This window comes from Candidatus Kuenenia sp. (assembly GCF_039794105.1).
Taxonomy (GTDB): domain Bacteria; phylum Planctomycetota; class Brocadiia; order Brocadiales; family Brocadiaceae; genus Kuenenia.
Genome location: NZ_JBDIWA010000018.1, coordinates 12,719 through 28,223 on the forward strand (window position 1 = coordinate 12,719; position 15,505 = coordinate 28,223).

Sequence of the window (15,505 nt, forward strand, 5' to 3'; positions counted from 1 at the left end):
AATACTATTTCCTTTTGGAACAGATGTTTACTATCTACAAACCAAAAATAAGATTTTTGTTGAAAACGGAAACGGCATTATGTAACTTAGCAAACGTTTCGTTTATTACAAAGGTATCTTTTGCTGTAAATGTACTAAACATTGCAAAGATAGCAATTGATATCTGCTGAACGCATAACGCATGATTTATTTTTATCGTATTGGCAAGAACATACTCTTACCGAACTCTTACCGAAAATAAAAAAATATTTAACCATTCCAAGTGAAAATCCGATTCCCAATAGTTATAAACACGTTTTTAATAAAAATACAAAATACAGCCAGACACGCATCCCCTTCGTGCGATGATACTTTAAGTACAAAGGCAATGAGATGCTTATTGCGCCTCTTTTGCCTCATTAATCATCTCTCTTGCAATCCATTTTTCATCTTAGATACGAATAAAACTCCTTTTAAAAATCAGATTAAATCCTTGTTTTTAAAGGCAGCAGGCGCCGCACTGGCATTGATAGTATCGCTCTCTTCCCAAATTAACGCCCAGACAACAAATGTAACCGATAGTAATTTAATTACGGGGCTGACAGAGAAAAGCGGCTTTACCTATAATAATTTTATTTCAGGCAATTTCAGCTCCCAGTACGAAGGCCGTTGGGCAGGCGGAGACGACGACCACGATATGTACCAGCGCCTGCGCTTTAAAACGAAAGATTTTTTTAATAACAAGGTTTCCATTTCCGGTTCCGGAAGATTATCCGAGGATTTAGACGGGCATGAACCAAAGGATGGCACGTTCAGGGACATTCTTGACACATATGATAAAAGTGTCAACGGACGCATATATTACTTTTACGCCGACATCAAAAACCCTGTACTTGAAAAATCGCAACTGCGCTTAGGCCGCCAATATCAGTATTCCGTTGAGAATATTTTATTTGACGGCGCAAAATACGAACAGCAGGTAGGCCCGGTGGAAGCTCACGTTTTTGGCGGATTAAGGGCGTCTCAGTACAGCAGCCCGGATGACGATATGGTTGCCGGAGGCGGCGTTGCTTTCCGGCCTTTTATCGATACCCACGCCTCGTTAGACTACCTTCGTATTGTTGATGATGACCACGGCAATGATGACGAAATAGGATTCAGCGTATGGCAAAGGCTCTATGAAGACCTGCATTTTTACGGTCGGTACGTTCTCTTAAACAATCTCCCCAAGGATCTTCTCGCAAAAGTGTCATGGGACAAAATAGACTGGGATACAAGTCTGCAATTGTCGTATTACCGGTTCCTGCATTCGCTATCGGAACAGAGCAATGATATTTCCCCTTTCTATCAGATACTCGGCACTTTTGAGTCATTTGATCTCTTCAGTCTCACCGCCTATAAGGGACTCGGGGAAAAATTTGGGATTTCCGGGGGGCTTGATTACCGTAACGTACTCGACAACGACGATGAAAACACATTTAATCACGATTACTACAGAAGTTTTATTGCCCTTACGGCAAATAATATCCTTCTTGAAGATTCCAGGATTACTTTCTCGGTTGAATACTGGGATGCGAAGGGCGTTGACCACAGTGCAGATGTTGGAATTGAATTTGAGAAAAAAATAAACAAGTTCGACCTCGGATGCGGCACTAGTTATTCTTTGTATAAATACAATTTTGACGGAAGCAATACCCTCCAGACAATCCTTGATAATGAATATACACGGGATATTGAGCAAAAGATCAATATCAGAACCTACTTTCTGAGAATCAAATATTTGTTAACGGAAAAATCAGACGTCAGTTTCCGATGGACGACAGAAAACAGCGATACTGATCCTGAAATGTATCACCAGTTATTGCTTTCGTACAGCATGAGTTTTTAAAAAAATATAGAACAAAATACTATGAGAAAACCGTATTATCTGTTTTTAATCGTGGCGTTGTCTTCTCTCGCCTTCTTGAGCGGCTGTAAAGAATCCGGCATTCATTATAGTCACGCCAAACACATTGAAAGAGGACTCAGCGATTGCAATATCTGCCACAATTACAAAGAAGATTTGGAACCAAAGTGGCCAAAAATGGCAAAGTGCCTTTCATGCCATATGAAGAAATTTGACACCACTAATCCGGCGTCCTGTCTTTACTGTCATACGAAACCCGGGATGAAAATCAAGGTAAAGCACAATGTTCCGAAAAAATATAAAGACCTGAAATTCAGCCATAAGACACATTTGGAAAAGAATGTGGACTGCAAGGCATGCCATGAGGGTATCGAAAAGAGTGATGCAATTACCGTAGATTTACTTCCGGACATGTTTAAAAACTGTATTCCCTGCCATAAGGAAAGAGGCGAAGAAAGCATTGCCTGTGATGTTTGCCACAAACACATAAAAAAGAATCGTATGCCGCTGTATCATGAAGAAAGATGGGTAAAACATGAAGATGCGCGATGGATACAAAAGCATGGGAATGAATTCTATTACAACAAAGACTACTGTAACCGCTGCCATGTTGACCTCAACTGGTGTGTCGATTGCCACAGGGACCAAAAACCAAAAAACCACAACAATGCATGGAGAAGAAAAACACATGGATTTGCTGCATCGTGGGAGAGAAAGAAATGCAGTGTTTGCCATCTGGAAGACTTCTGTGAACGGTGTCACTCCAACACGAAACCGCTAAGCCATACGGCATCATGGGGTGGCGCAAACACAAGAAACCGTCATTGCACCAATTGCCACTTTCCTGTATCAATGGTTTCATGTACCGTATGCCATTCGAATCCCGAACACCCATCCGCAACAGACTCTCCGCACCCGCCATTTACCGGAAACTGTAATGAGTGCCATCCGCGCAACCGGGCGGGAGAAGCTCCCCACCCTAATGCTTTTGGTATTGCCTGCACCGCATGCCATAGATGAAGCGCTAAAATCCGATGGTTCGTTATTACGGACGTATAAAATAATAGGGGGGGGATATTGTTATTGTTTCCTGAATCTTGCACAAACGCTTGATGCTATTTTAGAAACCCTTATTAATAAATGAAGATGATTAAAAAAGAAGTAATATTGGAACTTTTGAAAGAAAACTCAGTTGGGTTTACTTCGGCTGAGCTTCGAACAAGACTACATACCAGATCATTGAGGTTAGCCGAATACGAAGTACTAAAAGAATTGAGAACGCTTCACTCTGAAGGTACGGTTCGTCTCGAACGAGGTCGTTGGGTTACCACGGTTCATAAAATAGCCAATAGTTCTCCATCTACTAAAAAAAATTCTTCCATTTCAAATACCACCACTCCGTCAACGCAATTATCATCCTCAGAAATAACACATGCATGGTCTCCCAGCAAAAGTCGTATATTAAACAACATTACTATTCCTGCTGAGAATAAAATAGATATTCAAAAACCAGCCGAATTTTCGGGACCATGGGGTACATTCCGTAAACTGCTTGGTTATTATGCTGATTGTGTTAAAAACGACGAAGGTTGTGAGGCATCTTGCTATTTAGACGATTGTGGGAAACGATTTATATTTTTAGATAAGGCTGGTTATTGGTATCCACAAGTAGGCCAAATATGGAGAAGTCATATTCATCTGAGTAAAAATTTACAAAGCTTTGCAAGGAATCTTAGTTTGTTAGGTGAATCTGGAGTCCTTTTATTAGGATATCCATTGCAACTATGGTCAAAAACAGATTCAGAAGGAATAGAAAACGTTTTTATGAAACCAATTTTTACTTATCAGCTTACTATGACACACATTAATAATGGTTTTCAGATTATTTGTGATGATCCATATCCTGAGGTTAATTTGGATTGGTTAAGTTACGCGATAAAGCAACCAGAAGATCAGAGGGCATTTTTGGCAGCATGTGGTTTAATGGATCGTGGACAAACAGACGAATCTTTTGGTGATGGAAGCAGATTCATAGATGCACCAGACCTCAAAACACTTGCTAGCGGAGTTACAAAGTTTTTTTCAGAAAAACTACGGGAACCTCTTTTACCCGAAAGCGTATCGTCTTATTTCCCTCAAAAGCCAGCAAGTGGCATATATAATAAGGCAGTATTGATGATTGGAAACAGGACAAGATATACCAAGACATTGTTAAAAGAGCTTGCCCAAATCGCTTCATGTAGTGATGAACAGTTAGATCAAACAGCATTGAGATATATTTTTAAAAATCGGGAACAAGGTGCTGATTCTTTTCAGGAAACTGGCATATTACAAGAAAGTATTCATGAGTGTTCAGTGCTTGAAACAGACCAATTAAACGGGGAACAGAGACAGTGTGTAGCATCTTTACTGTTTGAAAATCTAACCGTGGTTACTGGACCTCCCGGAACAGGGAAAAGCCAGGTTGTTGCCGTGTCGATGGCAAATGCAAGACTAAGAGCGCAAAACGTTATCTTTTCAAGTCGTAATCATAAAGCGATAGATGCTGTTGTAGACAGGCTTATTCTGGATAATGGGCAATCACTTGTTACTCGTGCAAATTCTAAGAAAGACCCATCCCTTAACTTCGGATTTGAGGAAGCAATAAAGCAATTGTTGAGCATGGATTATGACGAAGGTGCAAAAGAACGATGGCAAAGGGTGCAATCCAGGGTTATGTGCCTGCTTCAAAAGCGCGGTGAATATGGTATACAAGCAGACAAGATTCAACAACTGCGTGACCGCCTCGGAAGTATAGGGCATGGCATGGAAAATATTTCCGAGGGCTGGAGTTTACTCATGATAGAAGAACTTAATAAGGTATTTGATACGTTTCCCGCAAAATCTATTGAAAAACTAGAACATAGTATCGGTTACTTGAGAGTAAAAAAGAAGGTATCCTTGTTAGACCGTTTCCGTGGAAGATTTAAAAGCATTTTTCTTCGTGGAGTAACCAATCGGGTTCATAATTTTATGAAAAATAGTTGCCCAAACTGGCCCGAAATTCCACGGCATAAGGATTATGATGGATTATGTGAATTATCAGAAATTTTGTCACAGTTCATTGCAGCATCCAGATATTGCGCACTGAGAAAAGAGGCAAAACCAATCGAAGAAGAACTAAAGAATCTGCCCGTGCTTGATGCATTGACGGAGAATATAAAATCAATCTCAGAGGAATTAGAAAAAATAGTTCAGGATATCCTTCGGTTAGATGTTGCACGCAGAAAGGGTTTGCCACGAGATGCCGATCGTGAATCTCTTGCATCGCTCAAGTCTGCTTTGAGAGGATTGGATCAGCCTGTTTCTGATGAGGAAGACCGAAAGGCCGTGCAGTCTGCTCTTGCAAATTATACACCTTTTATTCTTAGACATTTTCCGCTATGGGCTGTTACCAATTTATCTGTGGGATCAAAATTTCCACTTTTAAGAGGCCTTTTTGATCTTGCAATAATAGATGAGGCAAGTCAATGTGATATACCATCAGCTATACCGATTTTATTCAGAGCCAAACGGGTTGGCGTTGTTGGAGATCCCCAACAACTTTCCCACGTCACAAAAATTAAAGGATCAAGAGATGCACTTCTTAGAAAACGTCACGGACTTACTCAGGTAAATAATGAACAAAGGTTCTCTTATCCGGATACATCTCTCTACGATCTTTTTGCTCAAACAAACGAGGTTAACCCTATTATGCTAAAAGAGACATACAGGTCCACTATTGAAATTGCAGAGTATTCAAACCAAAACTTCTATGGAGGATCACTTCGGGTTCTTACATCTGCTGAACGTTTAAAAATTCCTAGAAATACGAAACCAGGGATTCATTGGACAGCGGTAGTTTCTGAGATAAAGAGTGCAGGTCCTCATGGGTGTATTGCTCCTGGAGAAGTGGCTTGTGTTGTTAATGTATTGAAAAGCCTGTTGCTGGAAAATCAATTCGAAGGTACCGTTGGTGTCGTAACACCATTTGTCCAGCAAAAGATTCGTTTGTATGACGCTTTATGTCAGGAAATATCTTTAGAGCATAGGATGCGCGCACAACTGCTAGTTGATACAGCCCACGCTTTTCAGGGTGACGAGCGTGACGTTATGATTATGAGCTTGTGTGTAGGCCCTGATATGCCACCTGGTTCCAAGGGATTTATAAGGCAGACAGCAAATTTGATGAATGTTGCCGTGAGTCGTGCTCGTGCAGTACTCCATGTGGTAGGAAATAAATCATGGGTTTCACAATCAGGTATTCCTCATCTTGAAAAACTTGCACTTCCGTATAGAGATACTATTCCAAAGGGTTCGGGTATTCAATCACGCTGGCATCCGCATGAGTCACCTTGGGAAAAGGTTTTATATAACGCTTTAAAAGAAAAGGGATTGCAGCCTGAACCACAATATCACATAATGGGGCGTCGTCTTGATATGGCGCTTATTCATGATGAAAAAAAGAAAATTGATATAGAAGTCGATGGTGATAGCTACCACCGTAATCCAGATGGAACGAGGAAAAGGGATGATGTTTGGCGTGATATCCAATTGCAAGGTGCGGAGTGGAAGGTTATGCGTTTTTGGGTATATCAAATTCGCGAGAATTTGGGCGATTGTGTCAATAAAATTTTAAAGGCATGGAGTGAATAGTATGGTTGAAACAACAATAAATGAAGATACCACACTTAAAACACCAAAAGAACGCAAAGGGTCATATCTGGATCGTGGTTTTCTCACAGGTAAGGTACTCTTGGTTATTCTTGGGGTTGTATTCTTTTTACAAGGCATATCAGCCTGGAAGATAATAAATCTTGAAAGAGAAAAGGCATCCTTTGAAGCTGAAAAGCAAAACTTTAATTCGCTTAAAGAACAGTTGCCAGAATTGCAAAAGATAATATCGGATTTAGAAGGGAAAAAAGCAGAATTTCAAGGCGAAGTTAATATTTTAAAAAGTGATGCTAACGCCTTAGAAATAAAACGGAATCAGTTTATGGAAGATGTAAAGCACCATGAGCAAAAACTGAATAAGCTCAAATCAGACAATGAATCTTATGAAAACAAATTGAAAACTTCGGAAAATTTACTCAGAGAAAGAAAGAAGTTATGTGACAATGCACTTGTCTTCCAGAAAAAATTGAATGATGAATCCAGTGCGCTAGAATCTAAAATTATGGTACAAACCTCTGATGTAAATACCCTGCAAGAGAGGATAAACAAATTACAAGAGGAAGAAAAAGCCCTTACCGTTAAAATCGTCCGTTTAGAGACTCGCGAAGATGAGCTTCAGAAAATGAATACTGAATTCTCAAATGTAATTGTAAATTTGAAAACAGGCTCTACTCAGTTTGAACAGTATCAAAATGAAGCAAAGGTTAATTTAAAGAGCGCTAACCAGACGTTTGAGGATGCTACTCAAAATATGCGTTCTTCTGCTGCTAAACTCGATCATGAGGTTGCGTATCTTAAAGGCGTTGCTGAGAATTTGGGAAATAAAGTAAATCTATCTGCCGATACATTAAAAACAAACATCGAGAAACTGTCCAGCATATCTGTTCAATCAAATAAATTGATCGACACTATGGTTGAAGGAATGGATAAACTCAAACAAAGGCAAACGGTGCTTGATGATACAACTCAAAATATACGTGGTTCTGTTACTAAACTCGATCAGGAGGTAATAAATCTTAAAAACACTACAAATGATTTATGTAGTGGAGCGAATCAATCTACAAATACGTTAAAAATGAGCATTGAACAGTTATCCAGCGCATCTGCACAGTCAAGCAAATTGCTCGATACGATGATTAAAGAAACAGATAGTTTCCAGCAAAAACAGGTTGCTATAGTAGAGATACAAAATAGATTTGCAACGACCCTTAAACAAATAGAAAGTAGTGTGGAGAATTTTACTTCTGACAAATTGGGCTTGCAAGAAACATACAGAAAATTAAAGGGAGAAGCATCAGATGCAATTAAGAAAATTGAGGAGCTTCGAGAGGTTAATTTAAAACTCCAAAAAGAGTTTGACGGGTTAAGAAAAACTGTTAATACATTGCCACGTGATGACGAATCAAAGGCAACCAAACAATAAGGAGAAATGCTATTATGTCATTTCATATTTTTACCCAAATAATGATGTCAAATACCACTCAATCAATAGAAATCCCATTTTTACCGACCTCTATTTGGGGATTGATGTCCGGATTGAGCTTAATACTTGTACTGCTGGCTTGTGGCATGTACGTATATTATCACAAACGCCTTAAAGCAATGATTAAGGACTCTGAAGACGTGGCTGACTTGGCAGCCAGAAAAACGATACTTGAAGCCGAGATCAAGCAATGTCAGAATTGGCTCAATATGAATCGTGAAAGGTTACTTGAATCTGATGCAAAGGTTGTAGAATTGAATAAACTTGAGCAGGAGCTTGCAAGCCTTCTAATTAAGTTATCAGAGGAAAAGCAGAAAGTTGACGACCTGAGTAAGGAATCAACGAGTCTTCAAAATGTTATCTCGACACTTGCCCAAGATCGTGATCGGATTATAAACGAGATCACCGCTGGTCAGAAGTTGCTCGAAAAAAATCAAAATGATGTTAACAAGTCAAATAACGAGATTGAAAATGTTTCACGGAAATTGCGTGATGTGGAACAACAATACCAGGAGAAAACGAGGGCGTTTGATTTACTTGAGCAAAAGCTAAGCGACTTCTCCTCTCAAAAATTTGGATTAGAGAATGAAATTGAACAAAATCAGAATCAACTCAATAGCATGATAAAAGAGCTAGAAAAAATTGAGGTAGAACGTAAACAGCAAGAAATATTGCGTCAGGAACTTGAAAGTCTTCAACTAAAAATAACTCGTTCACAACAAGAACTCAAAAATATTTTAATGAGTGTTAGCCAGCATGAAATAAAGCATCAAGAGTTGATAGGTGGAGTTAATTTTAAACAAGAACAGCTCAATAAGATACAAAATGAAATTAAGCAGGCAGAGGAAGAACTTGAGGGGATTAAACGACCTGCAGGCATCAGTGCTGGTACTGGTGACAAAGGTTCATACGACGATCTTTTTAAGATAAAACCAGAATGCTTTATGGCTGAAGTTTTCCCTGGAGGTAACTATAAAGATAGAAGTGAGGTACAATCTCTCGCTGACACACTACAATTCTTGAAGAATCAGGGGCTTTCTTTTCCCAAAAGAACAGTTTATGCATTCCATACTTCTCTGAAAATTAATGACATCAGTCCAATTACCGTGTTAGCAGGCATTTCTGGTACCGGGAAAACACTATTGCCGGTTAAATACGCAGAAGCTATGGGAATGCATAACATGGTTGTTTCGGTACAGCCTGGATGGGATTCCCCTCGCGATCTCTTTGGATTTTACAATTATATGGAAAAGAAATATAAAGGGACAGACCTAGCTCGCGCCCTTATTCGTATGGATCCGTATAACTTTAAAGAACAGTTTAAAGTTGAAGAAAGAAGGGCCGACCGAGTATTACTCGTTTTACTGGATGAGATGAACCTTGCACGTATTGAATACTACTTTAGTGAGTTCCTTTCTAAATTGGAATTACGCAGGGCAATTAAGGATGCTGAAGTGGATAACAGAAGTATTGCAGAATTTGTGTTAGAAACAGGCCCACAAAGTGATGGGAAAGGTGAATTTCGGTTATGGGTAGGGAGAAATGTCATTTTTGTGGGAACCATGAATGAGGATGAATCCACGCAGACATTATCAGATAAGGTGCTTGACAGGGCAAATGTTTTACGATTTGGTAAACCACCAAACAATCTCGCTGGAATTCAAAACGAACGGACAACGGCTCAACCACAGAATAAATTTCTTCCTTATAATCTATGGAAAGAATGGATAAAGAAGCCGCTTGTAAACGACTTTTGGCTAAACGTTATCAATGAATGGATAAATCTGATAAATGATGCATTGGAAAAGGTTGGAAGGCCTTTTGGACACCGTGTTCAACAGGCAATGCGTGAGTATGTTGCAAATTATCCAGGTGTAGACGATGGACGGACACATAAAATTGCATTTGCCGATCAAATAGAACAAAAGGTTATTCCTAAATTGCGGGGCATTGATTTTAGTGGTACACACTTAAATGAAAGTCTTGACATCATATATCGCTTAATTGATGACTTAAAGGATGAAGAACTAGCGGAGGCCTTTCGTCAAAGTAAGGAAGATAATTCTATGGGAACGTTTGTATGGAGGGGAGTTACACGTTCTCTGGATAATATGCGTGTTTAATAATTTGTATAATTTTAGTTTTTTGAAAAAGTAGGGTCGAAGCATTTGCCAACCTGTTGGTATGAATACATTTAAAGCAGATTTGTGGCAAAATGCTTCGCCTCTACACTGCATCTCAATACACAAAAATGCCAAATACTTTAGAAGAAGTTGAAATCCAACTCCACTTATGGCCATGGTCGGTTGAAATACCTGATGAGAGCAAAAACTTAACGGGTGGCTGTGTTGAATTTTCATTCTATGGTAGTCCCGTTTTGACGATATCTCATGATGCCAAATTGTATATTCCCTCACGTATGGAACAATTCAAGCAATTAGGAACTCCTTATGATAATACACGTTATCAGGTATATGAAACTCCCCATGGTATTCTGGCAGGTCAAGCAGCGCCAAAAAAATTAAGGATTCGTGTTGTTGATAAAACCTTTGATTTTGAATTTAATGCAAGAGATGCCGCACAAAAGTCTATCCCTGGTAGTTCAAATCCTCCACAAAAAACTCCCACTGCCATACACATTGATGCCTGGTCTCAGGTCTTTGATGACCTGCTTGATAAAGCTACTGATTTTAAGGGAGAATATACCTCAGAAACATCCTGGTCGGTTATTCTCGACTATTTGAATGAAATAAAAAAAGATGCCACAAAAGAACCGAGAAAGGCTTTAATAGTCCGTATCACAGAAGATATGATGAATCGCCTACCAGTAACAGTGGCATCTGCGAGAAAAATACTATTTCGTTATCGTGATCTTGTCCCAATTCATCGTTTTCAGGAAAGCGATGCACACTGTTTAAGGTGGTATGTTCAGCAGCCGGGAGGAACAAAAGAAGAAAAGGCAGGAAATAAACAACGGCTTCTTGCCGTAGTTCGGAAAGAATCCTTTAATACCCTTGAAAACCAGGTATTGAAGGATTTCATTGCCAGGTGCTACCTTGAATCATCGCGTTACTTACAGAGCGAACTCCCTCCAGATAAGAGTGACTCTACCAGGGCAATGCTCGTACAGAGTTATAAAGGGATTTGTAATATTTCCCTGAAAGAAACTGTCTTTGAGAATGTCACTAAACCACCTCATGGTATTCAGCCAAATTATGCGCTTCAGCAGGATACCCGATACAAAAAAGTCTGGGAGTGGTATAAAAAATTGTTAAGACGTGAACATGCGGAAGACAGTTTATGGGACTGGCAGCCAAGGACATGGGCGGACATAATGCGATTATTAATAGGCGCTGCACTCATGAATTATGGAGTGAGGAAAAAGGGAAAACAAGAAATACAACATGGATTCTTATTTGAACCTCTGAATAACGCTCCACTCCATTTGAGATTAGAACAAGAACGAGGAAGCCGCATCGTTCCTGATTCCTTACCGGGTCCTTTCCTGATTATTAGAGTTATTAATGGTATGTTGTGTGAAAAAATGGTGCTTGAAATAGTTCATCCGGATATTGCTCAAAAACATCAAATAGTCAAACATCTCGGGAGGACTGGAGGACATCTTTATATGGTTCTTTATCCCCTGGGTTCTTGCAATATTAAAAAGCAGGTATTCGTTTTTTGGAGTGTAAATGGTACGGGTGGTATCGAAGTAGATGGCAATAAAATGGCAATTTCTGCATATAAAGCTTTGAGGCAACATTATGATAGGTTGAGTGCAAGGCGCATGGAATTCCCATCATTAAAGGGGTTGATAGTTGCGAGTTCATTAAAAGCACAGGACAGTAAATTCTTTAATGGTGATAAGGAAAAGTTGTCGGTGTTAATTGTTCCTGCTGGTCCAGAGACATGGGTTTCTGCTGTAGATAAGCTTTGTGATGCAATTGAGGAAATGCTGAGACAGTATTATGAGTAAGATTATCGGATGTTCCCTTGATGGTATGAAGGATCGTTTTTTTATTAACGGGGTTCAATCACCAAAGAGCAAGGACTTTTGCCTGGCGGATGCCATTCTTCCTTCACAATATGGGGGAAAGTTTCTGGTAGGTGATGAAGCAAAACAAAGTCATATTGCTTGCGGGTTCCACTGGCCTCCGGGTGCCAGCATTTTAGAAGGTCATTTGAGACGAGTCCCCGTTCCATGGGCATGGAGGTTATTGGTTGATGCTAAAGACAAATTTGCGCGATGGAATGTAGGAAGTGGAGTTTCCTTTAATGTTAGCAAGATTTTGGCAGAGCATATTGCCGGGCGATTAGGCGATTATGGTAAAAATGCAGATTATGTCGTAGTTGCAATACCCAATCATCTTGATGAATTTGGACAGGAGGCACTGATAAAGGATATTACATCTCTGGGAATAGTGGGCGAGAAGAAACCATATCTCTTATGGAGACCCGTTGCGGCAGCATTGGCGTGGTTGGATAAAGTTCAGGATCAATTTGAAAAACCGATATATCCAGAGGATTTTATCCTTGTCGTGCATATTGGTCCAGACTGCTTTGAATTTACTACATTCCGTTTAAGGGAAAAATACCATAACGGTAAACGATTTGTGATACCACTCCGTGAGCAGCCGAAAGTTGAAATTTCCTTATGTGGTTGTGATTGGGGAATGGAGCTTATTCAGCATATCTTTGAGAAAGATGATTTAAATACTTTATGGCAGGTATTTATAAATTCCCCAGTAATATGGGAAACGCTGGCACAGCGTCCATGGAATAAAGAAAAGTTACCAATTCTGTTGAATCGAAAGAAATCTGAAAATCCCTGGGAATGGGACTTGTGGGAACCAGAAGAAAGCTTGCGTGATAAAATATGGCAATTAGAGGCGAGGGTTTCTCGATGCTTGGAAGAATTGACAAAGGGAAATTGTAGCCATAGACGTTCTGTTTTATCTTATAACTTGTGGCAGGAGCTTCTTGAAAAAGGCGTCTTGGACTCATTAAATAATCATAAAGACGGCAAACTCAGGGGCGTTATACTCAGCGGCCCACTTGCCTCTATTAATCCCGTTTCTTGGTTTAAAGATATCATACACATATTAGAATCAAGGGGATTATGTGCATTAATCACTCAGGAAGCAAAACTCGATCAAATCTGGGCACCTTCCCTCAACGAAGACATTGTTTCTGAAGGTGCATACATCTATGGCAAACGATTATCATGTGGAGAACCTGCATATCTTGATACACTTACACAATTATATACCTTAGCAAATAAGAGGGGTAAGCAAGTTTGGGTACCATTATTAAAAAAGCTTGAGATTGAAGGCGGCAAACCGCACCAAGATAAAATTGAAAAAATATTTAGTTTAAATTGTGGGGGAAAATTTTTGAACGTTTTGTTGAAAAAGGGTGATAGTAAGTTGTTCAAAAAAACACAATTTCATTTTCCATATACACCATTAAGGGATATGCCACTGGATATGAATATTTGTGTAGCATCTGCGGGTGGACTTGCGCAGGTGGAATTAGTTCCAGAGGAAAAGGAATTTTTAGGAGGCGCAAGAATATTTTTGGATTATAACAGTATGGAAGATACGGATGTACTTCCAGTTCCAAAGCTAGGATTTCCACCGAAGGTTTTAATCATTCATGTTGATAAAAAAGATTCTAAGATTCTCCAAAACAATAATTTTCAAAAAATATGTAATGATTTTCATCAGAAAGGCGTTTACCATCCAGATTATTATAGGTATGTTCACCGCCTTAGAGATGAATTACGTAAGCCAATTAGTATTTCTGGCAATTCAGGAAACTGGATTTCATGTAGGATTGTTAATCAGAATGGGAAAACCGGTACTTCTGGAGGGCAGAGAATTATCAATAAAATATCAAAAAGACTAGGAGATGATTTAGATATAGCAGTATCTGGCAAACTGGATAGCAGTATTGAGCGAGTGATTTGTTCTGCTGCAACTTGGCTCTTTGGTGCGGCATCTCCTAAAATCTATAATTACTTAAGAGAAACACTAGAAAAGGAGATTGTAATAAGTAGACATATAATAGATGGTGCAGGACGATGTTTTAAAGAAGATGATGACATTAAACTTTTTTTTAGAGTAGCAGCCAGGCAACCTCAATTTAACATACATTGGATGCATGCAATCTGGCGAATTTTATCTCTAAGGGAAGATGCACCCGATATAATGGAGAGGTCCCATGCGGAAAAATTTGTTAAAGAGGCACTAAGGGTTATGGAAACAGAGGCAAGCAACAACAGATACCTCAACAAGTTTTTTCAAACCGTGAGGATGTTTCTTTATGTTTTACGATTCAGAATAAAAGAACCGAATTTCTTATCTTATAATTCACCGGATGATAGACAACTATTATTTAGAATAATTATGTGTCTTAGAAAGGGACGGCAGCATTATTTTAAAGATAAATATAACTCACGCAATCATATACAAAATAGAAGAAGTGTTCACGCAGCCAAATTGTTAACTGAAATCAGGAAATACATGAAGTACGAAGGCATTATTCCAAATATCGACAAGGATTTTGAAGCGTTTTGCAGCGATGATGGAGGGTAAAACACAGTATTCTATACCGACAAGTATAAAAAAGAGTTTTTAAATGAAGCTAGAGAAATTCTTGAAGAAATCATAAAAGATGTATTTAGAAGTGATCTTGAAGATAGATTGAAATCAAACGATGAAGATATTGAAAATATCAACAATCTTATATAACCAGGAAAGTAAATCAAGAGGCTTCTTTGCTATAAGTTGTTTATTATCAACTGCTTCTTTATGTACCTGTTATGTAACTGGTGTATTTAAGGGACATCATACTTAATTATTGCAATTATGTATGTATGGCTGTATGGGTTAATTGGTGCAAACCTATCAATGCCTTTTTTTGTCAGAGGTGCTTCTCTTCGCCTAATCATTTCAAGAATAAAAGTTTTTTGGATTTGAACGGAAGATATGGCGAAATACAATATTTACAAAATCGAAAAAGCCAAGGAATCGGGTTTGCTTGAAAAACTACACACCGTTGGTCTCTCTCTTGCCGGACAGAAACTCAGGACAGTCTTCACTAACTTACTTAATCTTTGATCAACTCTGAACTTCTCAAGAAGAATAGAAACAAGGTATCTACAGACCCATCAGATCGAAAGACCCAGGAACTGCTTTAAAATCATTGCACAAAAAACATATCAATCCTCGAACCATTAAAAACCAGAAGTAAGGCGATAGATGAGTTGATAGATGAAATTGTTTACAGACTGTATGGATTGACAGATGAGGAAATTAAGATCGTCGAAGCAAAAGATAGGAATTGCTGATTTTTGCCAATCCAAATGTGATAATGGGACGAAATATGCGTGGTTGGCTTAAAAAACACTGGGGGATAAAAAAATGAAAATACAAGTAATTTTA

At 38.9% G+C, this 15,505-nt stretch carries 8 protein-coding genes; all 8 read left to right on the forward strand.

Translation table 11 applies throughout. The features are described from left to right. The first annotated feature begins 472 nt into the window (after nt 1-472). The 8 genes from ABJL82_RS10095 (at nt 473) to ABJL82_RS10130 (ending at nt 15,181) form a co-directional block, all read left to right on the forward strand. The gene (locus ABJL82_RS10095) at nt 473-1,867 is read left to right on the forward strand and encodes a hypothetical protein (protein ID WP_347274606.1); all 1,395 of its coding nucleotides are present in this window, start codon (nt 473-475) and stop codon (nt 1,865-1,867) included. 21 nt (nt 1,868-1,888) lie between these two features. After that, nucleotides 1,889-2,905 carry a hypothetical protein gene (locus tag ABJL82_RS10100; RefSeq protein ID WP_347274607.1) on the forward strand — a complete coding sequence of 339 codons (1,017 nt, stop codon included), beginning with the start codon at nt 1,889-1,891 and terminating at the stop codon, nt 2,903-2,905. A gap of 120 nt (nt 2,906-3,025) precedes the next feature. Further along, complete coding sequence (locus tag ABJL82_RS10105) at nt 3,026-6,559, forward strand: AAA domain-containing protein (RefSeq protein WP_347274608.1); 3,534 nt, start codon at nt 3,026-3,028, stop codon at nt 6,557-6,559. Nucleotide 6,560: 1 nt separating this feature from the next. Next, nucleotides 6,561-8,000, forward strand: coding sequence for a hypothetical protein (locus ABJL82_RS10110; RefSeq protein WP_347274609.1), 1,440 nt, complete (start codon nt 6,561-6,563; stop codon nt 7,998-8,000). Between the two features lie 14 nt (nt 8,001-8,014). Beyond that, a complete protein-coding gene (locus ABJL82_RS10115; protein ID WP_347274610.1) occupies nt 8,015-10,183 on the forward strand; it encodes a hypothetical protein in 2,169 nt (722 codons plus the stop codon). Between the two features lie 92 nt (nt 10,184-10,275). Next, a complete protein-coding gene (locus tag ABJL82_RS10120; protein WP_347274611.1) occupies nt 10,276-12,036 on the forward strand; it encodes a DUF2357 domain-containing protein in 1,761 nt (586 codons plus the stop codon). Beyond that, nucleotides 12,029-14,656, forward strand: coding sequence for a hypothetical protein (locus tag ABJL82_RS10125; protein WP_347274612.1), 2,628 nt, complete (start codon nt 12,029-12,031; stop codon nt 14,654-14,656). Before ABJL82_RS10120 ends, ABJL82_RS10125 begins: the two co-directional genes overlap by 8 nt. A 393-nt stretch (nt 14,657-15,049) precedes the next feature. Further along, nucleotides 15,050-15,181, forward strand: coding sequence for a hypothetical protein (locus tag ABJL82_RS10130; protein ID WP_347274613.1), 132 nt, complete (start codon nt 15,050-15,052; stop codon nt 15,179-15,181). The last annotated feature ends 324 nt before the right edge of the window (nt 15,182-15,505 follow it).

Coding starts and splice junctions, on each gene's coding strand:
- ABJL82_RS10100 (WP_347274607.1), top strand. CDS start 1,889: ATGAGAAAACCGTATTATCTGTTTTTAATCGTGGCGTTGTCTTCTCTC.
- ABJL82_RS10105 (WP_347274608.1), top strand. CDS start 3,026: ATGAAGATGATTAAAAAAGAAGTAATATTGGAACTTTTGAAAGAAAAC.
- ABJL82_RS10110 (WP_347274609.1), top strand. CDS start 6,561: ATGGTTGAAACAACAATAAATGAAGATACCACACTTAAAACACCAAAA.
- ABJL82_RS10115 (WP_347274610.1), top strand. CDS start 8,015: ATGTCATTTCATATTTTTACCCAAATAATGATGTCAAATACCACTCAA.
- ABJL82_RS10120 (WP_347274611.1), top strand. CDS start 10,276: ATGCTTCGCCTCTACACTGCATCTCAATACACAAAAATGCCAAATACT.
- ABJL82_RS10125 (WP_347274612.1), top strand. CDS start 12,029: ATGAGTAAGATTATCGGATGTTCCCTTGATGGTATGAAGGATCGTTTT.
- ABJL82_RS10130 (WP_347274613.1), top strand. CDS start 15,050: ATGGCGAAATACAATATTTACAAAATCGAAAAAGCCAAGGAATCGGGT.